Here is a 25,494-nt window from a genome sequence, read left to right as displayed (position 1 = left end):
ATAAGATAATATTAGACTAAATACAGAAGCTGTTTCATGATGAGGCAGCTTTTTTGTTTTTAAATTTCTTTTGTCTTGAAACAAAAGAAACAAAAATTCAAGACCTGGACCTCTTCGCTAAAAATAATTCCTGTTCTCTAAAAATTCTAAACTTGCGCGAATTCATTATTGTTGAATCGGTTCGTAACTAGTCTCGCGCTTCGGACAATAGAATTTTCTTAACGTTCACAGGAGTTATTTTTTTGACGCTGCGAGTTCCGATGTCGCTTTTAAAGTCATTATTAGAACTATTTGTCTAATTCTAAATGACAAACGCATCGTTTTTTTTTGCTTTAATTTTTTTGTCTTGAAACAAAGAAACAAAATTCAAGACCTGGACCTCTTCGCTAAAAATAATTCCTGTTCTCTAAAAATTCTAAACTTGCGCGAATTCATTATTGTTGAATCGATTCGTAACTAGTCTCGCGCTTCGGACAATAGAATTTTCTTAACGCTCACAGGAATTATTTTTTTGACGCTCCGAGTTCCGATGTCGGTTTTATTTCACATCTTATAAAAAATTTCGGCCTCACTTTGTGAGGCCGAAATTTTTTATATTGTAATCAGATTAGAACTGCATTTCAGGAATTTCACCTTCAATGATCAGATCTGCTTCTGTAGCTTTAATAATATCTTCTACTGAAACTCCCGGTGCTCTTTCCACCAGTTTGAAACCAGCCGGAGTTACATCCAGAACAGCTAATTCAGTTACTACTTTTTTCACACAGTTTACACCAGTTAAAGGAAGCGTACATTTCTTCAGGATTTTACTTTCTCCCGCTTTGTTTACGTGCATCATTGCAACAATAATATTTTCAGCAGAAGCCACAAGGTCCATTGCACCACCCATTCCTTTCACCATTTTTCCCGGAATTTTCCAGTTGGCAATATCTCCGTTTTCCGAAACTTCCATTGCTCCAAGGATGGTAAGGTCAACTTTCTGACCACGGATCATCCCGAAACTGAATGCTGAATCGAAGAATGAACCTCCTTCTAAAATAGTAATAGTCTGTTTTCCGGCATTGATGATATCAGCATCTTCTTCTCCTGCAAAAGGGAAAGGCCCCATCCCCAAAACTCCATTCTCACTCTGGAATTCTACGGAAATACCTTCCGGAACATAGTTGGCAACCAAAGTAGGAATCCCAATTCCCAGGTTTACATAATAACGATCTTTGAGTTCTTTTGAAATTCTTTTGGCAATTTGTTCTTTTGTAAGCATAATAAAAACTTAGACTGCAATTTAATTATTTTCACTTGAATACAAAAGGGCTTTGTTGTATTCAATAATTAACACTGTTAGTTAAAATAATATCTGTAATTTTGCTCCATTATTTTAACAGAATGAAAATACTTTTTAAATATCTTAAACCTTATCAGTGGCTGATTCTCATTTCATTGTTTTTGGCTACTATCAATCAGGTTTTCTCTTTATTTGCTCCTGCTATTACAGGAAATATCCTTGACCAGCTGGTTACTCATCCTAATTTTTTTGATAAAGAAAAATTATTACCCAGAAATCTTAATGAATATTTATATGGAAGCTCTGTATATCATGGTGCTTTTTATTTTCTGGGACTTCTTATCGGAACGGCAATGGTGAGTAGAATTGCCAAGGCTTTCCAGGATTATGTGGTAAGTGTCATCACCCAGAAGTTTGGTGCAAAAATATTTACAGATGGTTTAAAGCATTCCATGGCGTTGCCTTTTCAGGAGTTTGAAGATCAGAGAAGTGGTGAAACCCTATCAATTTTAACGAAAGTAAGAGAAGACACTGTAAAATTTATCACAAATTTCATTAATATTTTCTTCGGGATTCTGGTGAGCATTATTTTCGTTTCGGTGTATGCAATCCGATTACATTGGTCTATTATGCCGGTTTATATCTGTGGAATATTCTTTATTGCTATTGTTACCAATTTATTGAGTAAAAGAATAAAAGTAATTCAGAAAAATATTGTTACCGAGACCACAGCTTTAGCGGGAAGTACTACAGAAAGTTTAAGAAATATTGAAATTGTCAAAAGTTTAGGATTAACCAATCAGGAAGTGATCCGTTTAAATAACAATACTTATAAAATCCTCGGTCTTGAATTAAGAAAGGTGAAAAGTATACGTTCTTTAAGTTTTATCCAGGGAACGATGGTGAATTTTCTCCAGCAGATGATTACCCTGACTTTATTGTATTTGATTTTTAAAAATATTGTAACTCCAGGACAATATCTGTCACTGATGTTTTACGGTTTCTTTATTTTCGGACCAATGCAGGAGATTGGAAACATTATTATTTCTTACCGTGAAGCTGAAGCATCTCTTCAGAATTTTGACCGTTTAATGAAAAAAGAAGTAGAGGAAAAACCTCTTCATCCGAAACAAATTGGTGCTATTGAAGAACTGGAATTCAAACACGTTTCTTTCAAACATCAGTCTGCCCAGTATAAAGCTTTAAATAATATCTCTTTTGATCTTAAAAACGGTGAAACCATTGCTTTCGTTGGACCGAGTGGTTCCGGAAAAAGTACATTGGTAAAACTGCTGGTTGGATTGTACAGGCCTCAGGAAGGAAATATTTTTTACAATGGAATTAATGGAAAGGAATTTGATTTTGATGAACTGAGAAATCAGATTGGTTTTGTAACGCAGGATACCCAGTTATTTGCAGGAACTATTAAAGAAAACCTTCTTTTCGTAAATCCTTCAGCTACTGAAGAGGAACTGGCTGTTGCTTTACAGAAATCGAGCTGTACAGCATTGCTGGAAAGAGCTGAAAAAGGAATTGAAACAGTTATTGGTGAAGGCGGTCTGAAACTGAGTGGCGGTGAAAAACAAAGAATAGCGATTGCAAGAGCTCTTTTAAGAAAACCTCATCTTCTGATATTTGACGAAGCTACTTCTGCATTGGATAGTATTACTGAAGAGGAAATTACTACGACTATCAAAGACATATCAAAAGAAAGGGAACAGATTACAGTACTTATTGCACACCGCTTAAGTACGATTATGCATGCTGATAAGATCTATGTACTTGAACGCGGGCAGGTAGTAGAAACAGGTTCCCACAGCAATCTGATTGCCGAAAAGGGACTTTATTACGCCATGTGGAGACAACAAATCGGGGAAAGGAAAACACAAGTTCCTCAAGCATAAAAAAAGCGCTGAAAATATTTTCAGCGCTTCTTGTTTATTATTTGGGCTTATTCTTTAGTTCTTACTGTTCTCTGCTCAATTCTTTTTTCAAATTTTTCTCCCTGGAAAATTCTTTGAATCATGATTCCCGGAATATGAATTTCGTTTGGATCCAATTGTCCCGGTTCTACCAATTCTTCTACTTCCGCAATGGTGATCTTCGCAGCACCCGCCATAGGATGGTTGAAGTTTCTTGCAGATCCTTTGAAGATAAGGTTTCCGGCATGATCACCTTTCCATGCTTTCACGATAGAAAAGTCTGCATCGTAAGCATGTTCCAGAATATGAGGTTTTCCTTTGAATTCTTTTACTTCTTTTCCTTCTGCTACTTCAGTTCCGTAACCTGCAGGTGTGTAAAAAGCTGGAATTCCCGCCTGGGCAGCTCTGCATTTTTCAGCTAAAGTCCCTTGTGGAGTAAGTTCTACGTCCAGCTCACCTGAAAGCATCTGTCTTTCGAATTCAGCATTTTCTCCTACATAAGAGGAAATCATCTTCTTAATCTGTCTTTTGTGAAGCAGTAATCCTAATCCGAAATCATCTACTCCTGCATTGTTTGAAATACAGGTAAGATCTTTCACATCACTTTCTACCAAAGCATTGATTGAGTTTTCAGGGATACCGCAAAGTCCGAATCCGCCAAGCATCAGTGTCATTCCATCCTGAATTCCTTCGATGGCCTCCTTTGCATTTTTTACTCTTTTATCTATCATGAAATATTAGATTTTTCTGTTGGCTAAATTTAATAAATTTTCCGGTATATCCCACGACCGGAAATCGTCCTGAATTGAATACTTCTTTCAATCCTTTTTTTCAACATTTAAAACTTTAAAAATCAGAATTTTATCAACAAAAATGAACAAGTCTGTTCGTTTTTTATGGTATTTCTCATCAAATTGATATATATTTGAGGCTTCAAATCCAGAAATACAGTCTATTTTATTTCGGGTATCATTGATTTTAAACACAACTTAATATAAAAATTATTTTACGGCAGAGCATGATTGCCCTTTACTTCTTCTGATCTCTTCAGAGAAACATTTCAATATGTATCATCACATTAATCATATCAAAATCAAACTTTAAATAAAAACATGAAAAAATTATTTACCTCAGCATTACTTGCCTTGGTACTCAGCATCAATGTGTATGCACAGGAAAAAACTTATTTCGATGAAAACTGGGAAAAGACCACTCAGGACAACATGGAATATTACCGTGAAACAACTCCTAAAGGCAAGCTCACTCTTATCAAGGATTTCTATAAAGACGGCAAACTACAGATGGAAGGTCTGGCTTCTGACACAACTCCAAACAGTGAAGTTTTTGACGGAAAAGTGACCTGGTACACTCCTGAAGGAAAGGTTTTGAATTTCGCCACCTATTCCAACGGACAGCAGGTTGGCCCTGCCCAGACTTATGATATGAATGGCAGGCTGACAGAAGATGTGGTCTATAAAGCTGATGGAAATTTTTCAGGAAAGATGTTCAGCTATAAAGACGCTGAGGAGGGAATGGATTTTAATATTCTGGTTGAATATGAAAACTCAACGCCTGTAAAAACAACCGTTTATGATAATGACATTAAAGGCATCAGAAATGAAACCATCATTGATAAGGACAGCAACACTGAAACAAAATATTACGGTGAAAAAGGAAAATATCTTGGCAGCAATACGACCTCCGGTTCGGGTGAAAATATGGTGGTGGATTATTATTCCAGTCCAATGAGGATTTCTAAGATAGAAAAATACAGAAAGGACGGCAGTGTAAAGGAAGGCGTTGTCTACAGCAAAACCGGAAAGATTTTACAGGAACAGAAAATGAATAAAAAAGATGGCTATAAAACCACTTATGATGAGTCGGGTAAAAAAATAGGTCATCTGATCTACCAATATGATAAGGAAAATGATATTTATAATCCAATGGACGGGAATGATTATCATCTGGCTTATGAATATTCACAGATTTCCTCTATTGATACTTATGAAAAAGGCTCAAAGGTAACCAGTAAATATTTTGATGAAGACGGAAAGTTATCCTCCGAGCAATTTTTAAAAGATGATCTTATCCAGGAAATTAAATATTATTCCCCGGAGGGAAAGCTGAAATCTACATTAACATATAAAGATGGCATCCCTTATAATGGTACTACTTATGAAGGCTTTAATGAAACAGTTTATAAGGAAGGTATTATCGTAAATATCAAAAGCTTTTTTGAAGGTAATAATACGAAGCTGAGTTTTGAAAAAAAGCTGAACGCTAAACAAACAGGATATGATGCAACTGTTTATGACCCCAAAGGCACTATCTTATATACATTTACACAACCTATCAGTGAAGACGGGGAAGATTATTCCTTCACAGCACAAATCACACAGTATGTAAAAGGAAAGCCTGCCAATAAGTCTTCTGTAAAAGCAGGTATTATTCAAAGCGGAAAAATCAGAATAAAAACATGGGATGGAGCTAAAGAACTTGAACGCAGCGGAAAATGGATCTTGTTAAAACTTTATAATATGGATGGAAAGCTCATTCAGGAAACTAAAACGCTGGCCGACGCTCAGGAGGAAAATGCTTCTGCTGAAAACCAGACGCTGATCAGCGAGGATGATCTGTACCATCTATTTGACTAATTACCACAACTATATATCAAAGGCGGTTTCATTTTTTGGAATCGCTTTTTTATTTAACCAAAGATGGGCACAGATTTTCACAGATAATTATGGATAATTTTATAATCATTTACATCCATAAAAAGAGGCTATCATTACTGACAGCCTCTCCGTTATAGTTGTGTTTTAGTTTACCTTACTGAATGATCAGCTTTAAAGTAAATAGTTTTCTTCCGTGTACTTTTACAAAATAAACGCCTGCCGGAAGATTTTCATTCACCAAAGAGAAACGTTGGTTATTGATATTTTTCGATACATAAAGCAGTTCTCCTGAAGCTGAAACCAATTCGATTTTCTCAATCGGATAATCACTTTTGATAAAAGTAGGCTGTCCCGGTTTGGTCGGATTTGGATACAACACTACATTTTTCTCTGTACTTCTGGTTTCCTCAGTTCCTAATGTTGGTGAAGTTACCTGGAACTGTACTCTGTTTGAAACTTCTGTATAAGAATCATTGGTAAACATGACCATATAATAGTTTCCTGGTGTGGCAGGAACTGCTGTTCCCTGGATTGTTTTTGTTCCCTGAGTCACCCCGTCAAAATAGGTATAAGAAACGAAGTTATCATCCGGTGTCTGGACACTTTGCGGGTAAATTCCCAGCCAGTCTTTAATAATTCCCGGAGAATCTGTCCATGAAGCCGTAATATTTTCACCTAAAGTATATACCGGTTTATTGATCCACAAATCAGTCACGATATCCCCTACTTTAAAGAATACCTTCTCCCCGATTCCGTTATATCCGTCTTCTAGCAGATACTGAGCATAATAATATCCTTTCGGAAGGCCTGTGAAATTAAGCGTTCCTGATGCAGTTGTTACATAGCTCCATTTGATAGAAGCTGTAGTTCCCGGAGTCTGTCCCATTTTATAAATTCCGATCCAGTCTTTCTGTAAGTTGGGTCCGTCTGTAAAATTAAGAACAACCGTTCCTCCTACCGGATACGTATCAGAAGTTGTCTGCAACTGAACTTTCGGTCCTACATAGAAATTTTTTCTTGGAGTGATTTCTGTATAACCACCATTAGCAAAAAATCCTGCAAAATACTGACCTTTATTAGCCATACCATTATTAAAAGTAACCGTTCCTGCTACCTGTCCGTTAGTATAACTGTATACCTGTGAAGTAGTAGTGGCCGGCGTTTGTCCTTTTTTATAAATTCCTACCCAATCCTGCTGATTCCCCGGACCTCCTGTGAAAGTAGCAGTAATCGCTTCATTTTGGGCATATTCTGTTTTATTTAAAGTAAATGTAGGATTTGAAACAACACTTCCGGTGATTTCAAACTGCTTTACATCACTCCAGTCACTCCACTCCAGGTTTCTGTCTCTGTAACGCGTTTTCACGTAATAGATTCCGTTTGGAATAGAGTTAGCAGCCAATGTTGCTTTTGTAATGTCTACGCCATCATTCAGGTTTTTGGTTTTATCCGGAGTTCCGTTTCCGTCTTTTCCAAACCAGTTTTCAAAATCGCGGTAAAATTCTTTTTCAATCACAGAAAAACTGGATGTCTTACTGATCAGGAACTGCGTTGTGTTCAGCAATTCATTATTTGAAGAGGCAAATGCACTTCCATTTAATGTCAAAGGTAAAGTAATAGCCCCTGAGAAATTGTTTGTAATGGATGGTTTTGCCGGTTTAGGCTGATTTTTATACCTGTGGAAATAATCTACCAGTACATTATTTTTCTTATTGTAAACTCCTCCGATAGAATAACATTCAATATCCACTTTTCCTGTCGGAACATCTACTTCTACGATCTGATACGTCCAGTCTGTCAAAGTTTTCTGAACATCATCAAAATCCTTTTCATTAGACATTCCCCAATACTGATCCCAAGCCGTTCCACCGGAAATAATCTGATAGTTTGGTGTATTTTTAAGCTGTCCTCTGTGGTATAAATGATGGTGAGCTCCCACGTGCATTAAATATTTATCTGAAGTTACCAGAAGTGGTACGGCATTTTCTCTTACCCATGTAGAGATATCTCCCACATATTGTTCAGCCTGGTAAGGTCTGTGGCTTAAAGAAATAATCCAGTCTACTGTAGTATCATTATTAGCTGCTGTTAAGATCTGCTGAAGCCATGTCTGCTGTGCTGATCCTGTATGTTCAGAACTTAAACTTACAAACAAAACGTTCCCAGCCTGCTGAGCATAATAATTTTCATTTCCTGAGTTTATTCCTTTATAACTAATTTCATCAATATAAAAATGAGCATAGTAAGAATTCATTCCCATCGTTCCATAGGTTTCATGATTTCCTACTGTTGTCTGGATTGGCAGATACGGTGATAATTTGATATTCTTTTTAAAGTGAACATTTTCATAATGATCCAATGTTCCTACATCCACCTGATCACCCACCATAAAAGTAAGAGCAACATTATCGGACGGATCTGAAGCGGCTCCGAATTTTTCTTTTAATTTTTTATAGGCATTCAAAGTAAGCGTATCATATCTGGGCTCAGCTTTAATCTGGTTGTCCCCCATAATAAGGAAACGGATCTTTCCATTAGCCGTTACAGCCTGTCCAGGCAAAGGAAGCGTTCTGAAATTGTAGACAGCAGACTCGCTGGTACCTGTTTTTATCTTATAATAGTATTTCGTATTCGGCTGCAGATTGGTAACCTTTGCCGTATGATAATAATAGTTGTTGTTGTACCCTGTATCTGAAAAGATATTGGTAGTTCCTGTTACTGTCACGTTCAAATTCGTTGGAGAATCTCCGTAGATCACGGTTGTTTCATTATTGGAAGCTGTTTTCCAATTGACGATCATAGAATTCGGGGTTGGATTTTGTAAATAGGGAAACAAAACCTGCCCGAAAGCCATCTGGACCGCGAAACAAAAAAAGAAGAAATAATGTTTCATAATAGCTTTAGTTTTAAAATAACATATAGTTTTAAATTGTGAATCAGGAATTTAAAAAATCGTTGTTCGGATTTTTTACTTCGGGCAAAAGTAGAATTCCCATATAAACTCTGTCTGATGGTACTTTAAAGAAACCGTTAATTTTTTAGCAAAACCGGAATGAAAAAATTATAGTTTTTAGTACATTAATTATTTGGCATATTCAAAAAGTATTTTGTACATTTGCAACCTGTTATTCAACCTCTGACGAAGAACGTGTAAGTTGCTTAGCTTTAACATTTTATTTTATTAATAATGGATTTATTAAAGTACGTACAAGACAAGTACATTGCTAAAAAAGAATTCCCTGAATTCAAAGCAGGTGATACAATTACTGTGTATTACGAAATTAAAGAAGGACAAAAGACAAGAACTCAGTTCTTCAAAGGAACAGTTATCCAATTAAGAGGTACTGGTTCTACAAAAACTTTCACTATCAGAAAAATGAGTGGTGATGTAGGTGTAGAAAGAGTATTCCCTATTAACCTGCCTGCACTTCAAAAAATCGAGCTTGACAGAAAAGGTAGAGTTAGAAGAGCTAGAATTTACTACTTCAGAGACCTTAGAGGTAAAAAAGCAAGAATCAAAGACGCTGCTTACAAGAAGAAATAATTCAGACAACAATACATACAAAAAGAGGCTGTTTACACGTAAACAGTCTCTTTTTTTGTTTAAAACTCTTTTTATTTTCTATTTGGAGTTCCTTTTCCTGTTTCTAAATCAATCTCGTTCAACCCTGTCAAGGTTCATCTATCCAATCTCTTTTATCACCTGTAAAGATATTACTCATGCTTTATGAGGTATTGCAAAGGAGTCGAGCCTGTCTGTTTTTTGAAAAACTCAATAAAAGCACTGTCTGAAGAGAAGTCTAAAATATGAGACACCTCTCCTATTGAATTACCTTCCACCAAAAGTTCAATGGATCGCTGCAACCGCCACTGCTGCCTCCATTCCTGGTAAGACAACCCTGTTTCTTTTTTAAAAATACGGCTGATTGTTTTCTCCACTGCTCCGGTTTTTTCAGCAAGATCTTTCAACATCGGCGGCATAGCATAGCGCAGAGTCCACTCTTCTGAAAATTTCTTAAAACGTCTGTCTTGCGGGATTTTAATCTCCAGCTTTTCTTCCAAAGCTCCACTTATTTCATTCCAGAAAACATTGAGCAGATTGACCTGATCATTTCTGAGTTCTGACCATTCCCAAAAGCAGATCCTTTCAATAATTTCTTTTAATAATGGGTTGACGTGCAAAACTTTAAGACTGGATCTCATATATTTTTCGGCATAACATTCATCAAAATAGATTGACCTGTAAGCCACAATATTTCTGAAATTTACCCGATGAGTCTCATTGGCAGGAATCCAGAGCATTCTGAATGGAGGCAAAACCAGTTGCCTATCAGAAGTAGTAACGGTCATGCAGCCAGATGGTGCATATAATAACTGAGCTTTCGTTGTATGAAAATGAAAGCCGGAATCATGCATCACCATATCAGAAGCTATTCCAATTACCTTTTCCCGGATAGAATCCGCATCAAACTCTTCATTTTGCTTCAATACAGCCATGTCCTATTTTTGATATTTTTTGTTTTTATGTCATTATAAATATACATTGAAATTTTGGAAACTTTGCAGAAAAAAATGAAAAAGACAAATCCCATTTGGCTGCTGACCGTACTTGTAATGCTTCCTCAGTTTGTAGAAACTATTTACAGCCCGGTTTTACCAATGGTGAAGGAGCAGTTCGGAGTGAATGAAGAATCTGTTACCCTGACGATCAGTTTATATTTTATAGCATTTGCTCTGGGAGTAGCATTTTGGGGAGTACAATGTGATAGAATCGGAAGAAAAAAATCCCTTGAATACGGGCTTATCACCTATGGAATCGGAACACTGGCAGCTATTTTTGCACCCAATTTCATGATTTTCCTTAGTGCCAGGATTATTTCTGCATTTGGAATTTCTGTAGGCTCTATTGTTACACAAACAATTCTAAGAGATACGTATGATCAAAACAATATCAGCAAAGTATTTTCCTGGATTGGAATTGGTTTATCCATAAGTCCTGTAATAGGAATGATGACCGGATCAGTATTGATTTCGTCCGCTGGACATCAGGGTGTTTTTATAACATTATGTCTGCTTGCAGGGCTGTTTTATACTCTTTCCCGTAAGAAAATTTCAGAAACCCAACATTCAGTAAAAGAAATCAATATGGTTATTTTAACTGATTTATTAAAGAGAATGCTTCGTGATAAAACTATTATAAAATGCTGCTTACTGATTATGAGCTTTAATGTCTTGCTGTTTTCCTACTACACACTGGCTCCGTTTATCTTTAAAGAATATCATTATTCCTCATATATTTTCGGATACAGCAGTGTTATATTGGCTGTCGGAACATTTGCCGGAGCAAAACTTAACAGATTTCTGTTATTGAGGAACATACAACCTAAATATTTAGTTGAAGCGGGCACATTTACTGCATGTATCGCCTCAGTTTTCGTATGGATTCTGGTGAGTAAAGGGATATACTTTTTAATTCCATACTTCTTCATTGTAATGGCATTCAGCATTGCTATTCCGAATATTCTGAGTACCGCACTTATCCATTATAAAAATGAAACCGGAAGTGCGGGAGCTTTGCTGGGACTAATGTATTATATACTGATAGGTTTAGGCCTGATAAGCGTTGGTTTTATCCAGAATTTAGGGATTTCCTGTGTCTTGTTTTCGGGAATTGGAGTTTGTACTTTAGTATTCTTTGAATACAGGAAAAATTAATTTTGAAACATTAAGTTTAATAAGAAAATAAGAATCGTTAAGTTTCATCAGATGAAAATGAAAAAGAAGAACCATTTTTATATAAAAACTTAATGTTTCAAATATTTTACTGTATAAAGTTATACAGAGCTTCAAAGAACTGAGGGTATACTTCAATGTGTGGAAGATGCCCTACGTTCTCAATCTCTACAAGCTTTGAGCCTGCAATTTCACTCTGGGTTTTCTTTCCTAATTCCTGATACTGTCCCATTTTTGGCTGAAGTTCTTTAGGCGCTCTATCTTTCCCGATTGCCGTTCTGTCTCTTGTTCCAATAATAAGCAGTGTGGGAACTTTTATATTTTTAAATTCATAACATACGGGCTGATTATAGATCATATCCGAGGTAAGCGCTGCATCCCAGGCTACCTGAGGGTAATCTTTATGAAGAGTCCATCCTGCAATCAGATCAAGCCAGGGCTGATATTCTTCTTTCCACTTGTTATCATAATAGAATTTGAACTGATAATTTTTATAAGTTTCTGCAGTATTTTTCAGTTCGGACTGATACGCTTGGTCGATTGTCTGATATGCAGCAAAAGTCTTATAATCCTCCAACCCGATTGGATTTTCGAGAATTAGCTTCTGTACTTTTTCCGGATACAGCAATGTAAATCTAGTCGCTACCATTCCACCCATTGAATGCCCCAGAACGATTGCTTTATCAATTTTCAGTTCATCCAAAATTCCTTTCGTATTCTCTGCCAGTTGTGAAAAAGAAAATTGGTAAGCGTGAGGCTTTGAAGACTTTCCAAACCCGATCTGATCAGGAATCACTACTCTGAATCCTTTTGCAGACAAATCCTTTGCCGTTTTCTCCCAATACGCTCCGTTGAAATTCTTTCCATGAAGAAGCATTATTGTTTTCCCATTAGGCTTTTGTGGCTTTACATCCATATAAGCCATTTTCAAATCCTCTCCCTGAGACTTCAAATTAAGAAAATGAACTTCATAAGGGTATTTATAATCGGAAAGCATTGCATCCAGAGGCTTTACCTGTGAAAACATAAAACCGGACACCATCAACGCAAAAACAGCAGCTATATTTCTGAAATGTTTCATGAAACTTTTATTTAAAGATTAAAATTAAAAAAACCGCTCCAAAAGGAACGGCTTCAACTGTTATTTTTATTTAAATATTTTTTAAGACAATTCTGCTACCGAAACTTCTTTTACTTTTTTTGAAGGTAAATTCATCAAAACAATAGCAAAAAGGATCAAAGCAATTCCTATCCATTGAATCAGAAATACTTTCTCCCCTAATAAAACAAAGGCCATTGTTACGGAAACCGGAAGTTCCAGTGAGGAAACAATACTTCCCAGGCCCAACCCCGCATTTGGGAATCCGATATTGAATAAAATTGGAGGAATAATGGTTCCAAAAAGAGCCAGGACAAATCCGTATGTCAGGAATATTGAATAATTGAATGAATGGATATGTTCTGTATTATCTGTAAAATTCAAGTATAATGATTTTAAACCATCAAAATACATAGGTCCGATCTGTGCAAAGAATAAAAATGCAAAAACTACTACAGAACCACCTGCCAGCATAATGATACTTTTCCTGAAAACCGGAAGATGGGTTGCCAGCGTATTGGAAGTGAACATCGTCAAAGTATATGACGCAGCGGCCATCAGTCCCCAGAAGACTCCATGCCAGTCAAGTTCTATATCCATATTGATAAGATTCGTGGCCAAAACTGTTCCCAACAATACGATAACTACTGAAACTACTTTTCTTGCGTTGGGCAGTTTTTTTGTAAGAATACTTTCCACCACCACACTGAACCATACTGACTGCATCAAAAGTACTATAGCAATTGAAACATTGATATATTGTACAGCAATATAATAAAATAAGCTTGTTCCTCCTAAAGAAGTTCCTGCAAGCAGCAACATTCTGACTTCTTTAGAATTTGGCAGCGATAATTTCTGTTTTGAGGTTAGAGTCTGAATAAGATTAAGGATCAAAAGTCCTGTCAAACCTAATACAAACTGGGAAGTAGTTACTTCCGAAGTAGTGAAACCATCATGGTAAGCCATTTTCACAAAAGTGGCCAACATACCGTATATACTAGCTCCAATCCCTACAAATAAAACACCTTTTAGTATATTTTTCTTCTTCATAATTTTTTTTTCAGCCTGCAAAGTTACGACATATAAATTAAACCTATCCGAAATGTTATCATGATAGATAAACAAAATCGCCACAAGCAAGCTTGTGGCGATTTTGAAATTAAATATAAGTAAATTATTTTTTAACCATTACTTTTGAAGCGGCTTCAAAACCAAGTCCTTTGATTTTCACCATATAAGTTCCGTTTACCAGGTTACTTGTAGAAATTGCATTCTTAGCATCCGGCGAAATTTTATCTTCAGAAGAAACCAGTTTACCAGACATATCATAAAGTTCTACACTTACTTTTCCAAGAGTATTGCTTGGGAAATTGATATAAAACTCGTCTTTAGCAGGGTTTGGATAGATGGAAATATTTTTATTTTTATCACCATTCACTTCATTGGTAGCTAATAAACACTGTTCCGGTACATTAAAGTCCTGAATCTGATCATTAATATTATTCTTCACTCCTGCAGATGCACTTACTCCTAAACCTCTTCTTGCGAAAACACCCCAGATCATACATTTGTCAACACCTCCGGTAGTTGCTAACTCTGCTGCTAATATTGCATTTCTTCCATCAATAAAGCTAGGGTTACATCCCTGAAGTTTCAAAGCATCTGTTACCAGTTGTAATACTTTTGTACTTCCGTTAGGCGTTGTAGATAATACATCCGAAGAATAACCATATTTTTCAACATATTTCCAATGAAGATCCCATAACATAGTAGCCCAAACGAAACCAATAGAGTGTACATCCGGAACAACTGCTGATCCGTTATTATATTCCATTCCATTGGTATCTCCATATGTAAATCCGTTAACTGCAAGACTTGTTGAATATTTTGCAGGTCTGATACCAGCACCTGTTATCGCCTGACCTAATGCATAAGTACCTGTACCTCTTGCCACAGTAGCATTGTCTCCAGCTTTATTAGTCAACATTAAGGCGAAGAAATCAGACCATCCTTCTCCCATTTGTTCTTTACTTACTCCTGCATTCAGACAGTTGTATCCTGTACCTGTCATTCTGTTGGATATTCCATGACCATATTCATGAGTTACGATTCCATTATCAAAACTTCCATCAGGAGTCATATTTCCTTTCAAGGTAACATTTACTGTTGTACTTGCTGCCATTTGAGTTTTGATATATTCTCCTTCTGCATTGTTAATAAGTACCGAAGGAATTATAATTGTCGGATCGTTACCCGCCATATTACCTATAGTAGCCCCATTCACTGCGTTGTTATAAACAATCGCCGCTTTAGCCCCGGCATCCTGAAGGTTTTTCACTTTAACAGCAAAAGAACATGTTCCTCTTTCAACCAGTCCTATTTTATTAGTCAATGAACTTGCAGGCAAAGCTGTACAACCATCCAAAACTGATGAGAGTGCTACATCTCCTGTAATACCGCTCATAGGTAGTGGATTACCAAATTGCGCAGTTCCTGCTCCCGGTGTACGGGAAATAGCAGTACTTGGTGCATTATAATAAAATACTCTTCCTACCGGAGACCAAAGGTACATCTGCATTTTACCATTATAACCATCCTGCCCTGAAGAGAAATTGGCATTATTTAATCCGCTTCCATCCTGCGCCTCTGCATATACAGAATCATCATCTCCTCCTACAGGTCCATTACCAAAATTATTCTGCTGGAAGTTTCTGGCAGATTCTGTAAATCCAAATTTGTAGAAAACATCATGAATTCTATTATTCAGATAAAATAAATTCGTAATGGCAGCATTCCTGTTATTTAAAGGAGTTTCATTGATATTAAAAGGGAAATCAAAATTTCTTGTAGCCCCACCATCTGCCGGAGCTCCTGTAAGATAATCAGGCGCTGTTAAAGCTGTTCCTGCAGCGTCTTCATAGGCAAAAACATTATTTCCTCTTGTAACCGTATAATGATTGGTTCCGTCAGAATGCCATCCTTCAGGAGAAGCACTCAGGATCCAAGGATTAGTAATGATTGATCTTGAACCAAAAGTAGGTGCTTCAATTGGCAATGGAAACACGTTATAGGATGCATTATCCGGTAAAAGTAACGGAATATTATTCTGTGCTACATTATTTTTGGGGCCCATTAGGGTATTTTCAAAATGATCAGCATGGCCATATTCAGCATCTGAGCTATAAGCATCATGATGGAAATTACAAGATAAAGTCAGATTATTTTTTAACAGGATATTTCCATTGTTGGCATCTACTAAAATATTCCAGTAATTCGGAGTTTTTGGTTCCGTTAAGGTATATTCATAAGCCAAGCGTAAGTTTCCGCTCTCGTCGTTAGTATATACAAGTCTTTGATTGGCTGATGTGGCTTTTTTTTGAGTCTTTTCAAGATATTCAAGAATCGTAAAATTTGCAATATCAGGATTTTTCAGGTCTTCAGCAATTTTTTGAAGCGCTGTGCTTTTACTAATAGCAGCTGTACCGGATGTAGATGCAGTATAATCTTTTATAAAATTATCTGTATAATAAACAATTTTATTGTCCTTGATCAATGCTGTTCCTACAGAACTGTAAATTGGTAAACTATTATAAGTCTGTAAAAATTTCACAACATTACCATTTAAGGATTTTGAAGGATCTACAATATCAACAATGATATTATTAAGAGCAGACTTTTTATATTCTCTAATCTTATTTTGAGAAATATAATCCTTAATCAGTTTTTCATTATCCTGTCCAAACAATACTGTTGGAAATGCAGAAAATACCGCAAATAAAAGAGGTAAAGCTTTGTTTTTCATATCCATTATTAAAGGCGCTAATCTACAAATAATTCACATAACTTTCATATTTTTTTTATTAAAAACAAAAACATAAATGAATAAATTAAAAATCATCAGATTAATATTATTTTACATATTTCTCAATAAGGAGAACCTCATCATAAATTTATGCCTATCACATTGTATTTATCTTATTTTTAAATCATTACGATTTAATTATTTCATTATATAAATCACACATCACTGTAATATTTTCAATGATTATCTATTTTTATTTTATGTTACTATTTTTTGAAAAAGCTATATTATCTACCCTTTTCTTTAATCATATTTTTACTTTTCATATTGGTATAGAGATAAAAAAAAGCCGCTCAAATGAGCGGCTCCTTATATATCAATGGTTCAAAGATTATTTACCTTCTTCCATTTTTCTTTTCAACTCTGCTAATGCATCGATGTCTCCAAGAGTAGATCTTTCTTCGTTGTTTGAAGAAGAAGATACGTTTCTAGAAGAAGATTCTTTAACGTTTTTCTTTTCTTCGTCTCTGAAGATACCTGTGTGAGATACTACTACTCTCTTGAATTCTTTGTTGAATTCGATTACTTTGAATTGAGCTTCTTCACCTTTTTTGATTTTAGATCCATCTTCTTTCTCTAATAATCTTGAAGGGCAGAATGCTTCTACTTCAGCATCTTCGAATTGAACAGAAGCTCCTTTATCGTGAACTTCTACAGCTTTACCAGCGTGGATAGTTCCTTCAGCATATTTAGTTTCGAATTTATCCCATGGATTCTCAGTCAATTGCTTGTGACCTAGAGATAATCTTCTAGCCTGGATATCTAATTCAAGAACTACAACGTCTAATTTATCACCTACTGCGCAGAACTCAGATGGGTGCTTGATTTTCTTAGTCCAAGAAAGATCAGAGATGTAGATTAATCCGTCGATACCTTCTTCTAACTCTACGAATACACCAAAGTTAGTGAAGTTTCTTACAGTTCCTACATGCTGAGATCCTACCGGATACTTAGCTTCGATGTTTTCCCATGGATCTTTAGACAATTGCTTGATACCAAGAGAAATTTTTCTTTCTTCTCTATCTAAAGTTAATACTTCAGCTTCTACTTCATCACCTACTTTTACGAAATCTCCAGCAGATCTTAAGTGAGTAGACCAAGACATTTCAGAAACGTGGATTAATCCTTCTACACCTGGAGCGATTTCTACGAATGCACCATAGTCAGCAAGAACTACTACTTTTCCTTTTACTTTATCACCTACTTTCAAGTCAGCAGAAAGAGCATCCCAAGGATGAGCTTCTAATTGCTTCATACCTAACTGGATTCTTGTTTTCTCATCATCGAAATCAAGGATTACAACTTTTACAGTCTGTCCGTCCTCTAGGATTTCAGATGGGTGGTTCACTCTAGACCAAGAAAGGTCTGTAATGTGGATCAATCCATCAACACCTCCTAAGTCAATGAATACACCGTAAGAAGTAATATTCTTAACAGTACCTTCAAGAACCTGACCTTTTTCAAGCTGAGCGATGATTTCTTTTTTCTGACCTTCGATATCTGCTTCGATCAATGCTTTGTGAGATACAACTACGTTTTTGAACTCAGGGTTGATTTTCACAACTTTGAACTCCATAGTTTTTCCTACGAACTGATCGTAATCTTTAATTGGCTTAACGTCAATTTGAGAACCAGGTAAGAATGCTTCGATTCCGTGAACGTCAACGATCATACCACCTTTAGTTCTTGATTTAACAAAACCGTTAACGATTTCTCCAGTTTCGTGAAGTTCGTTTACTTTATCCCAAGCTTTAAGTGTTCTAGCTTTTCTGTGAGATAATTGTAACTGACCAGTTTTGTCTTCTCTCTTGTCAACCATTACTTCTACCTCGTCACCTACTTTCAGGCCTTGGTTGTAACGGAATTCGTTAAGAGAAATAACACCTTCAGATTTGAAGTTGATGTCTACGATAGCTTCTTTGTCAGTTAATCTTACAACTCTACCAACTAAAACGTCATTATCGTTCAGGCTGTTAAGAGATCCGTTATAGATTTCTTCTAAATCGCTTTTTTCTTTTCTCGCATCTGCATCAAGACCTGATTCGAAAGAATCCCAATCAAATTGTTCTGGTGCTACGTTTTGGTTTAATAAAACCTCTGCTGAATTTGTCTCTTTTGACATTTTCTAATAAAAATTTGTATTCCTTCTTTTTTAACGGTTTGAATAAATGCGGATTAAAAAATACGGAAGTAATTAATTTTAAGTAATTTACCCATCAAACCTTTTCACCCCAAAAGTGGGTGCAAAGATAGGGATTTTATTTGAGATAAACAACAGGTTTCAGCGTGTTAATATTTAACTTATATATTTAAAAATCAATATTTTGATTAAAATAATACTTTGGCTTCGCTCAGCATGACATATCTAATACTAACTGTTTTAAATTTAGAATGAAGAAATATTCGCTGTCATGCTGAGCATAAACTTAAAGTTTACAAACGTAATTTACGAAGCACTATAACTAATGGTGGACAAAATGAGATTCTTCATTTCGCTACGCTTCATTCAGAATGACAGTAACCCAGAATTAAAACAATAACAATTAAAGAAGAGCTGCACTTCCCTATCCCACTCAAACTCTCAAACCCTAAAATGCTATCACTCCAGAACTCTCAAACCCTCAAACTCTCCCACGCAGCACCCGCTTAAATTCACTACCTTTGCACCATGGAACTACAATCAATCTATCAGAAGCTGCAGATTCAGGATATGAATCAGATGCAGAAATCTACTTATAATGCGTCAGAAAACAATACAGACATTGTTTTACTCTCTCCTACAGGATCTGGAAAGACTCTTGCTTTTTTATTCCCGGTTCTTCGGAATCTGAAAAAAAATGTTCAGGGAGTTCAGGCATTAATATTGGTTCCGGCCAGAGAATTGGCTTTACAGATTGAACAGGTTTTCAAAGCAATGGGAACAGATTATAAAGTATCTGTTTGTTACGGCGGACACGACAAAAAGATTGAGGTTAACAATTTAATTGAAGCTCCTGCAGTATTAATAGGAACTCCGGGAAGAGTTGCTTACCATGTGAGAAATAATAATTTCGATCCGAAAACGATTAAAACCCTCGTTCTTGATGAATTCGATAAAGCACTGGAATTAGGTTTCCATGAAGATATGGAGTTTATTGCAGGCTCATTAAAAGGACTTTCACAAAGAATTTTAACTTCAGCCACTGCAATGGATGAAATTCCATTGTTTACAGGTCTTAAAAATGAAAAAACAATCGACTTTTTAAAACTAAGTGAAGTAAAACCAGATATTCAATTGCGAAAAGTAATGACAATCTCTGAGGAAAAACTTGATACTTTGTTTAATTTAATCTGCAAAATAGGAAATAAAAGAACGCTTATCTTCTGTAACCACCGTGAAGCTGTTGACAGAATTTCTGAACTCCTTTATCAGATGGGAATCGACAGAGAAACCTTCCATGGCGGTATGGAACAGGATGAAAGAGAACGTGCATTGCTGAAATTCAGAAATGATTCTGCCAGAATTCTTATTACTACAGATCTTGCTGCCCGTGGACTTGATGTTCCGGAGGTAGAATCTATTGTACATTATCAGCTTCCACCAAAAGAAGATGCCTTCATTCATAGAAACGGACGTACTGCAAGAATGAATGCCAAAGGTTTTGTATATATGATCATGACAGAGGACGAAAATTTCCCATTCATTAAAAATAATACTCCTGAGGAAAGTGTTGCCGGATTTACTAAGGTTCCGGAAAAAACACCTTTCCAGACTATTTATATCAGTGCCGGAAAAAAAGATAAGGTCAATAAAGTGGATGTTGTGGGATATCTTATCAAAAAAGGAGAACTTCAGAAAGAAGATATCGGTTTGATCGAAGTAAAGGATACCACTTCCTATGTTGCTGTTTCCAGAAATAAAGTCAATGCTGTTTTAAGAAAGCTGCAAAACGAAAAACTGAAAGGAAAGAAAGTAAAAATGGAGGTTGCTTACTAAACCCTCCACTCAATACTCTATTGTCATTGCGAACGAAGTGAAGCAATCTCATATTTATAATCATATTTAATGAAAAGAGATTGCTTCGTCGCTATGCTCCTCGCAATGACACAAAAATTATTTGATCCCCCTTACCCTTGTAGGAAAAGTATATACAGATTTTGAAGCGGTAATGAAAAGTATATCATTATTTTCTCCACCAAAAGTTACATTGGAAGTCCACTTTTCAGGGATAGGAATATGGTAAATTTTCTTTCCTGAACGGTTAAAAACATGTACTCCATCTCCTGTAAGGTAAAGATTACCATGCTTATCTAACTCCATTCCGTCTGAGCCCATTTCACAGAAAAGTCTTTTTTCAGACAGTTTTCCTTCACCCAATATGTCATATACATAGGTTTTTCCGGCATCAATATCAGAAAGGTATAATTTTTTCAGTTTTTCACTGCCTACAATTCCATTCGGCTGGGTAAATGTATCCAGCTTGGTAACTTTCCCTGATTTATCTCTATAATAAAGGCTTTTGTGTGGCAGTTCCTGTTTAAAACCGATCCAGTAATCTCTTTCATACAACGGATCGGTAAAGTACATTCCTCCGGCTTCATCATTCCATACATCATTGGGACCGTTGAACCTTTTCCCTTCAAAACCTTTAAGCAGAACTTCTACTTTTTTGTCTTTGGAAATTTTCCAGATTTCTCCCTGATCATCTGAACAGGTAATCAAATACCCGTCTTTATCAAAGTGCGTTCCGTTTGCCCTTCCCGTCTTGTCTAAGAATTCTGTTACTGTATTGCTTTTCCAGTCCCAATAATAGATCTTATCATTGGGTTGATCGGTAAAGTAAACATTTCCTTCTTTATCTGCTGATGGCCCTTCTGTGAAACTGAACGTATCGGAAACCCTTTCCGGTTTTACTCCTTCATAAAACATTTTACTATAATTTACTGATTGACAGTTTACCAATGCGAAAACCAAACCAATCATGCCTATTTTAAAGATATTCTTCATGCTTCATTTTTAAACCCGCAATTTACAATATGGCCTTCAGGTTTCAAAATATATTCCCGTTTTGATACAATAAAAACCATAAATACAAAATGTCCCAATTGTCCTATTTTTGAAGTAGATCATATTAGTAGTAAAAGGATATAATCCGGAGCTTTGCAGTAACAGGATCGATCACTTTTTTTCAATAAAAAATCAATTCAAAAAAAGAGGTTATCCTGTTGAAAATAGTACCAAAATACTTTTATAGCATACAACAATGAGCGCAGAGTCCAACAATATCAAATCTTTAGAAATTGAAAATGAAGATTTCCGAAATTCAGTGGGAACAATGGATGAAACCGGAAAAAGGAAGTGGATATTCCCCAGAAAGCCTAAAGGAAAATACACCAATTACAGAAATTACACCAGCTATCTTCTTCTTGCATTATTTTTCGGACTGCCTTTTGTAAAGATCAACAATAATCCTTTTCTGCTCATCAATGTTATCGACAGGAAATTCTTTATACTCGGACAGCCTTTCTACCTGCAGGACTTTTTTATCCTTGCATTAGGCGCGGTAACTTCTGTTATTTTTGTAATGTTATTTACCGTGGTTTTCGGAAGAATATTCTGTGGCTGGCTTTGCCCTCAAACCCTTTTTATGGAAATGGTTTTCCGTAAAATAGAATATTGGATCGAAGGAGACCGAAATAAGCAGATGAAACTCGACAGACAGGAATGGGATGCCGAGAAGATCCGAAAAAGAGTGACGAAATGGTCCGTATTTATTTTGATTTCTCTGATCATATCTACTTTCATGTTTATGTATATTGTAGGCTATGAACAGGTTTTCCAGATTATGCTGGAAGGACCTTCGGAACATCCTTTAAAGTTCATTACAATGATCTTTTTCACGATGACTTTCTATTTTGTTTTTGCATGGCTTCGTGAGCAGGTATGTACGCTGGTTTGTCCTTACGGAAGGCTTCAGGGTGTTTTAATTGATAAACAGACAATCAACGTATATTACGATTTTAAAAGAGGGGAAGGCCGTTCAAAATGGAGAAATAATGAAGACAGAAAAGCGGCCGGCAAAGGAGATTGTATAGATTGTAACCAATGCGTTGTTGTCTGTCCTACAGGAATCGACATCAGAAACGGGCAGCAACTGGAGTGTGTGAATTGTACAGCCTGTATTGATGCCTGTGATGAAGTAATGGAAAAGGTAGGTTTACCTAAAGGATTGGTGCGTTATGCTACAGAATCAGAAATTGAAAACAGCGAGAAATTCAGATTTACTCCGAGAATGAAAGCGACAACCGTTATTCTGGCATTGCTGATTGGATTCCTTGGATTTTTAATGTACGACCGTGGTTCTATGGAAGCTAAGTTCATCAAACCAGCGGGCTCTACATTTTTCGTTAAAAACGGTAAAATCACCAATACCTTTATTTACACGCTTCTGAATAAATCTAATGAGAAAAAGATCCTAAATATCAAAGTTATCACTCCATCGAATGCAGAAATCACGTATTTCGGTTCTGAAAAAATCATCTTGAAAGGAGACCAGATCCTGAAAGGAAACATTAACATTTCCTTTCCTGAAGAAAACATTAAGTTCTCAAAACAAAATATGGTCATCGGAGTCTTTGATGAGAAAGGAAAACTGGTAGATTCATTTGAAACAACTTTTGAAGGACCGTTTAAGTTAGCTCTTTAGGGAGCAGATGGTAGGTTGCAGGGATTAGGGAGAATTCAAGGTTCAAAGTTTAAGGTTGTGTGTAACCAGCAACTCGTAAACTCGAAACAAAAGAAACCCGCAACTCGTAACCAAAACAACCAGCAACCTTAAACCTTAAACTCATTAAGCCTTATATTTCCTCATAAACTGCGTAGGAGTCATTCCGGAACTTTTCCGGAATACTCTTACAAAGTAGGAATATTCTTCATATCCTAATCTGAAAGCAATTTCAACCAGGCTTTCATCCAGGTACATCAACATTCTTTTGGCTTCCAGCACTACTCTTTCTGTAATAATATCTGTAGCTGTTTTTTGAACAACAGTCTGTACAATTCTATTCAGATGTTTGGATGAAATTCCTAATAAAGAAGCATAATAGGCAATCGATTTATGTTCTGCAAAATGCTGTTCAATCAGATTTTCGAAATCCTGATAATGTTTAAAGTAAGAAAGTCCGGTGGCAGAATCCTGTGTGTCAAAATCTCTGGAAAATAATCGGGTAGAATTAATGAAGATCTGAGACATTAATGACAAAATAAGACCTTCTTTCATTATATTTTTAGCCTGATGTTCTTCTCCCAGTTCCTGAAATAACCTAATATTCTTCTTCAGCTCCAGAGCGTCCAACTGAAGTTTTCTCGGAAAAGACACAGATCCGAAAAAAGGAAAATTCCTCAGCTTCTGATTCACATAATGCATTTCATAAAATTCCTGAGAACAAAAGAAAATATAACCTTCTATATCTTCCGATAGTTCCCAGCTGTGAATTTGCCCAGGTGACAGAAAGAAAAGGCTTCCTTCCGACACTTCATACCTCTGAAAATCGATTTCATGTACCCCTACTCCTTTGGTAAAAAGAACAGCCGCATAGAAATCATGCCTGTGAGGTTTCTCTATATGACGATGTCCTACCACCAAATGATTCTTCATTGTGTTAAAATAAAAATCTGAAGTATTTTTACCCGCCTGAAAAAGATCGATATGAAGAACAGAAATCGGATTCATTTATATTTATATATCGTAAGAATTCACAAATTTAGACAAAAAAGCGCCAGTATATCATGATCCTTTATATCTACTACAAACGTTTGTTCTTGAATGATGAATTTAGACCCCTAAATTCCTTTGAAACAAAGTATGACCGCACTTTTTACAATATATTTTGGATTAAACTTTAAAAAATTTTTATCTTTGAGGTTTAGGAGTTGTAAAATGAAAATAAATTTACCTGATAAACTGTATTATTCTATAGGAGAAGTGGCAAAAGCATTCGATGTAAACACTTCATTAATACGTTACTGGGAACAGGAATTCCCGATTATCAAGCCTAAAAAAAACAGAAAAGGAAACCGATATTTTACTCCTGAAGACATCAAAAACCTTCAGATGATCTACCATCTGGTAAAAGAAAAAGGATACACTCTGGACGGAGCCCGCATCGCCCTGACTACAAACAGTAAAATCTCAGAAACCATTACCCTTATTGACCGACTGGAATTTGTAAAAGCTGAGCTTATTAAGCTGAAAGAGTCTCTGGGAGAAAGGGATGCTGAATAAGTTTTATACAATATATTAAAATCCGCCGCATTTACTGCAGCAGATTTTATATTCTGAAAAACAAGGATTACTGATGAGTAAACTGGAAAAGTTGCTTTATAAGTAGGACATTTTGTAAAAAACACATTTTTTAGAATAAAGAACAAAAACCACTGTTTGTACAGTGGTTTTGTTTTATTTGTGGACACAAGCAAAATGTTCGTGACAGCGGGGCACGCACTATCTAGTGCACAACAGTAAAATAAATAAAGCCACTCATTGAATGGCTTTATTTATTATTTTTTTTCTTAATAATTGTGTTACTAGAAAAGCTATTATAGCAACCATAAAAATATTTCGTTGTTTTTCATATATGATAGCCCAGTATATAAAAGGGATACTAATTATAACCCATTCAAATAATAATTTTAAAATAAGTTTATCCTGATTAGGAACTATAAGTATTAAATCTAAAATAATAAGTGCTAATATAAAGCCTGCCCAAAACATTACGCCATATAAAAAGAGTAAAAATATTGCAGCAAATATTGATTGAAAAAAATTTCTTGTAACACCATCATCAACAGTAAAATTAAAAATGATAGAATAAACTAAGAGGGATATAAAAACGCCTAATATATTTATCCAATTTGTTAGTAGTATTTTCATTGTATTTTT

At 35.8% G+C, this 25,494-nt stretch carries 18 protein-coding genes; 7 read left to right on the top strand and 11 right to left on the bottom strand.

Translation table 11 applies throughout. The annotated features are described in order from the left end of the window. Positions 1–607: 607 nt before the first annotated feature. Entirely contained in the window at positions 608–1,261 is a 654-nt protein-coding gene (locus DYR29_RS22175; protein WP_047376943.1) for a CoA transferase subunit B, read from the bottom strand. Positions 1,262–1,383: 122 nt separating this feature from the next. Between DYR29_RS22175 and DYR29_RS22170 the strand changes: the two genes are divergently transcribed. Continuing rightward, positions 1,384–3,186: an ABC transporter ATP-binding protein gene (locus tag DYR29_RS22170; protein ID WP_213278567.1), complete on the top strand. Its 1,803-nt coding sequence runs from the start codon at positions 1,384–1,386 to the stop codon at positions 3,184–3,186. A gap of 47 nt (positions 3,187–3,233) precedes the next feature. On the opposite strand, the gene DYR29_RS22165 is transcribed toward DYR29_RS22170, so the two are convergent. Beyond that, on the bottom strand, positions 3,234–3,935 hold the full coding sequence (locus DYR29_RS22165) for a CoA transferase subunit A (RefSeq protein WP_149388075.1): 702 nt from the start codon (positions 3,933–3,935) through the stop codon (positions 3,234–3,236). 381 nt (positions 3,936–4,316) lie between these two features. Between DYR29_RS22165 and DYR29_RS22160 the strand changes: the two genes are divergently transcribed. Beyond that, a complete protein-coding gene (locus tag DYR29_RS22160) occupies positions 4,317–5,858 on the top strand; it encodes a membrane-binding protein (protein ID WP_213278566.1) in 1,542 nt (513 codons plus the stop codon). Between the two features lie 175 nt (positions 5,859–6,033). On the opposite strand, the gene DYR29_RS22155 is transcribed toward DYR29_RS22160, so the two are convergent. Then, the gene (locus DYR29_RS22155; protein WP_213278565.1) at positions 6,034–8,772 is read right to left on the bottom strand and encodes a fibronectin type III domain-containing protein; all 2,739 of its coding nucleotides are present in this window, start codon (positions 8,770–8,772) and stop codon (positions 6,034–6,036) included. A 294-nt stretch (positions 8,773–9,066) separates the two neighbouring features. On the opposite strand from DYR29_RS22155, the gene rplS reads away from it, so the two are divergent. Beyond that, positions 9,067–9,423, top strand: coding sequence for a 50S ribosomal protein L19 (gene rplS, locus DYR29_RS22150; protein WP_047376947.1), 357 nt, complete (start codon positions 9,067–9,069; stop codon positions 9,421–9,423). 170 nt (positions 9,424–9,593) lie between these two features. Here rplS and DYR29_RS22145 read toward each other — a convergent pair whose 3' ends face one another. Then, positions 9,594–10,376, bottom strand: a complete 783-nt coding sequence (locus tag DYR29_RS22145; RefSeq protein ID WP_213278564.1) for an AraC family transcriptional regulator — start codon at positions 10,374–10,376, stop codon at positions 9,594–9,596. A 75-nt stretch (positions 10,377–10,451) separates the two neighbouring features. On the opposite strand from DYR29_RS22145, the gene DYR29_RS22140 reads away from it, so the two are divergent. Beyond that, complete coding sequence (locus tag DYR29_RS22140) at positions 10,452–11,594, top strand: multidrug effflux MFS transporter (protein WP_213278563.1); 1,143 nt, start codon at positions 10,452–10,454, stop codon at positions 11,592–11,594. A gap of 106 nt (positions 11,595–11,700) precedes the next feature. On the opposite strand, the gene DYR29_RS22135 is transcribed toward DYR29_RS22140, so the two are convergent. The 4 genes from DYR29_RS22135 to rpsA all read right to left on the bottom strand — a co-directional run bounded on the left by DYR29_RS22135 (position 11,701) and on the right by rpsA (position 18,695). Continuing rightward, entirely contained in the window at positions 11,701–12,693 is a 993-nt protein-coding gene (locus DYR29_RS22135; RefSeq protein WP_213278562.1) for an alpha/beta fold hydrolase, read from the bottom strand. Positions 12,694–12,774: 81 nt separating this feature from the next. Then, complete coding sequence (locus DYR29_RS22130) at positions 12,775–13,761, bottom strand: EamA family transporter (RefSeq protein ID WP_213278561.1); 987 nt, start codon at positions 13,759–13,761, stop codon at positions 12,775–12,777. Positions 13,762–13,885: 124 nt separating this feature from the next. After that, complete coding sequence (locus DYR29_RS22125; RefSeq protein ID WP_249413566.1) at positions 13,886–16,513, bottom strand: T9SS-dependent M36 family metallopeptidase; 2,628 nt, start codon at positions 16,511–16,513, stop codon at positions 13,886–13,888. Positions 16,514–16,904: 391 nt separating this feature from the next. Continuing rightward, a complete protein-coding gene (gene rpsA / locus DYR29_RS22120; protein WP_213278559.1) occupies positions 16,905–18,695 on the bottom strand; it encodes a 30S ribosomal protein S1 in 1,791 nt (596 codons plus the stop codon). Between the two features lie 546 nt (positions 18,696–19,241). Between rpsA and DYR29_RS22115 the strand changes: the two genes are divergently transcribed. After that, positions 19,242–20,549, top strand: coding sequence for a DEAD/DEAH box helicase (locus tag DYR29_RS22115; protein ID WP_213278558.1), 1,308 nt, complete (start codon positions 19,242–19,244; stop codon positions 20,547–20,549). Between the two features lie 117 nt (positions 20,550–20,666). On the opposite strand, the gene DYR29_RS22110 is transcribed toward DYR29_RS22115, so the two are convergent. Continuing rightward, on the bottom strand, positions 20,667–21,560 hold the full coding sequence (locus DYR29_RS22110) for an SMP-30/gluconolactonase/LRE family protein (RefSeq protein WP_213278557.1): 894 nt from the start codon (positions 21,558–21,560) through the stop codon (positions 20,667–20,669). A gap of 256 nt (positions 21,561–21,816) precedes the next feature. Here DYR29_RS22110 and ccoG point away from each other — a divergent pair, with 256 nt between their 5' ends. Next, positions 21,817–23,259, top strand: coding sequence for a cytochrome c oxidase accessory protein CcoG (gene ccoG / locus DYR29_RS22105; protein ID WP_213278556.1), 1,443 nt, complete (start codon positions 21,817–21,819; stop codon positions 23,257–23,259). 144 nt (positions 23,260–23,403) lie between these two features. Here ccoG and DYR29_RS22100 read toward each other — a convergent pair whose 3' ends face one another. After that, complete coding sequence (locus DYR29_RS22100; protein ID WP_213278555.1) at positions 23,404–24,285, bottom strand: AraC family transcriptional regulator; 882 nt, start codon at positions 24,283–24,285, stop codon at positions 23,404–23,406. A 207-nt stretch (positions 24,286–24,492) separates the two neighbouring features. Between DYR29_RS22100 and DYR29_RS22095 the strand changes: the two genes are divergently transcribed. Beyond that, entirely contained in the window at positions 24,493–24,837 is a 345-nt protein-coding gene (locus DYR29_RS22095; RefSeq protein WP_213278554.1) for a MerR family transcriptional regulator, read from the top strand. 255 nt (positions 24,838–25,092) lie between these two features. Here the strand turns inward: DYR29_RS22095 and DYR29_RS22090 are convergent, their stop codons facing one another. Then, positions 25,093–25,485 (bottom strand): hypothetical protein, encoded by a 393-nt coding sequence (locus tag DYR29_RS22090; protein WP_213278553.1) that lies wholly within the window; start codon positions 25,483–25,485, stop codon positions 25,093–25,095. Positions 25,486–25,494: the final 9 nt, after the last annotated feature.

This window comes from Chryseobacterium indologenes, from assembly GCF_018362995.1.
GTDB classification, from domain to species: domain Bacteria; phylum Bacteroidota; class Bacteroidia; order Flavobacteriales; family Weeksellaceae; genus Chryseobacterium; species Chryseobacterium indologenes_G.
This window is presented reverse-complemented; position numbering and strand designations above follow the sequence as displayed.

Excerpts from the sequence above, each read along its gene's own strand:
- DYR29_RS22115 (WP_213278558.1), top strand. The coding sequence starts at position 19,242 with ATGGAACTACAATCAATCTATCAGAAGCTGCAGATTCAGGATATGAAT.
- DYR29_RS22135 (WP_213278562.1), bottom strand. The coding sequence starts at position 12,693 with ATGAAACATTTCAGAAATATAGCTGCTGTTTTTGCGTTGATGGTGTCC.
- DYR29_RS22140 (WP_213278563.1), top strand. The coding sequence starts at position 10,452 with ATGAAAAAGACAAATCCCATTTGGCTGCTGACCGTACTTGTAATGCTT.
- rpsA (WP_213278559.1), bottom strand. The coding sequence starts at position 18,695 with ATGTCAAAAGAGACAAATTCAGCAGAGGTTTTATTAAACCAAAACGTA.
- rplS (WP_047376947.1), top strand. The coding sequence starts at position 9,067 with ATGGATTTATTAAAGTACGTACAAGACAAGTACATTGCTAAAAAAGAA.
- DYR29_RS22095 (WP_213278554.1), top strand. The coding sequence starts at position 24,493 with ATGAAAATAAATTTACCTGATAAACTGTATTATTCTATAGGAGAAGTG.
- DYR29_RS22130 (WP_213278561.1), bottom strand. The coding sequence starts at position 13,761 with ATGAAGAAGAAAAATATACTAAAAGGTGTTTTATTTGTAGGGATTGGA.
- DYR29_RS22110 (WP_213278557.1), bottom strand. The coding sequence starts at position 21,560 with ATGAAGAATATCTTTAAAATAGGCATGATTGGTTTGGTTTTCGCATTG.
- ccoG (WP_213278556.1), top strand. The coding sequence starts at position 21,817 with ATGAGCGCAGAGTCCAACAATATCAAATCTTTAGAAATTGAAAATGAA.
- DYR29_RS22165 (WP_149388075.1), bottom strand. The coding sequence starts at position 3,935 with ATGATAGATAAAAGAGTAAAAAATGCAAAGGAGGCCATCGAAGGAATT.
- DYR29_RS22100 (WP_213278555.1), bottom strand. The coding sequence starts at position 24,285 with ATGAATCCGATTTCTGTTCTTCATATCGATCTTTTTCAGGCGGGTAAA.
- DYR29_RS22175 (WP_047376943.1), bottom strand. The coding sequence starts at position 1,261 with ATGCTTACAAAAGAACAAATTGCCAAAAGAATTTCAAAAGAACTCAAA.
- DYR29_RS22170 (WP_213278567.1), top strand. The coding sequence starts at position 1,384 with ATGAAAATACTTTTTAAATATCTTAAACCTTATCAGTGGCTGATTCTC.
- DYR29_RS22125 (WP_249413566.1), bottom strand. The coding sequence starts at position 16,513 with ATGAAAAACAAAGCTTTACCTCTTTTATTTGCGGTATTTTCTGCATTT.
- DYR29_RS22160 (WP_213278566.1), top strand. The coding sequence starts at position 4,317 with ATGAAAAAATTATTTACCTCAGCATTACTTGCCTTGGTACTCAGCATC.
- DYR29_RS22145 (WP_213278564.1), bottom strand. The coding sequence starts at position 10,376 with ATGGCTGTATTGAAGCAAAATGAAGAGTTTGATGCGGATTCTATCCGG.
- DYR29_RS22155 (WP_213278565.1), bottom strand. The coding sequence starts at position 8,772 with ATGAAACATTATTTCTTCTTTTTTTGTTTCGCGGTCCAGATGGCTTTC.
- DYR29_RS22090 (WP_213278553.1), bottom strand. The coding sequence starts at position 25,485 with ATGAAAATACTACTAACAAATTGGATAAATATATTAGGCGTTTTTATA.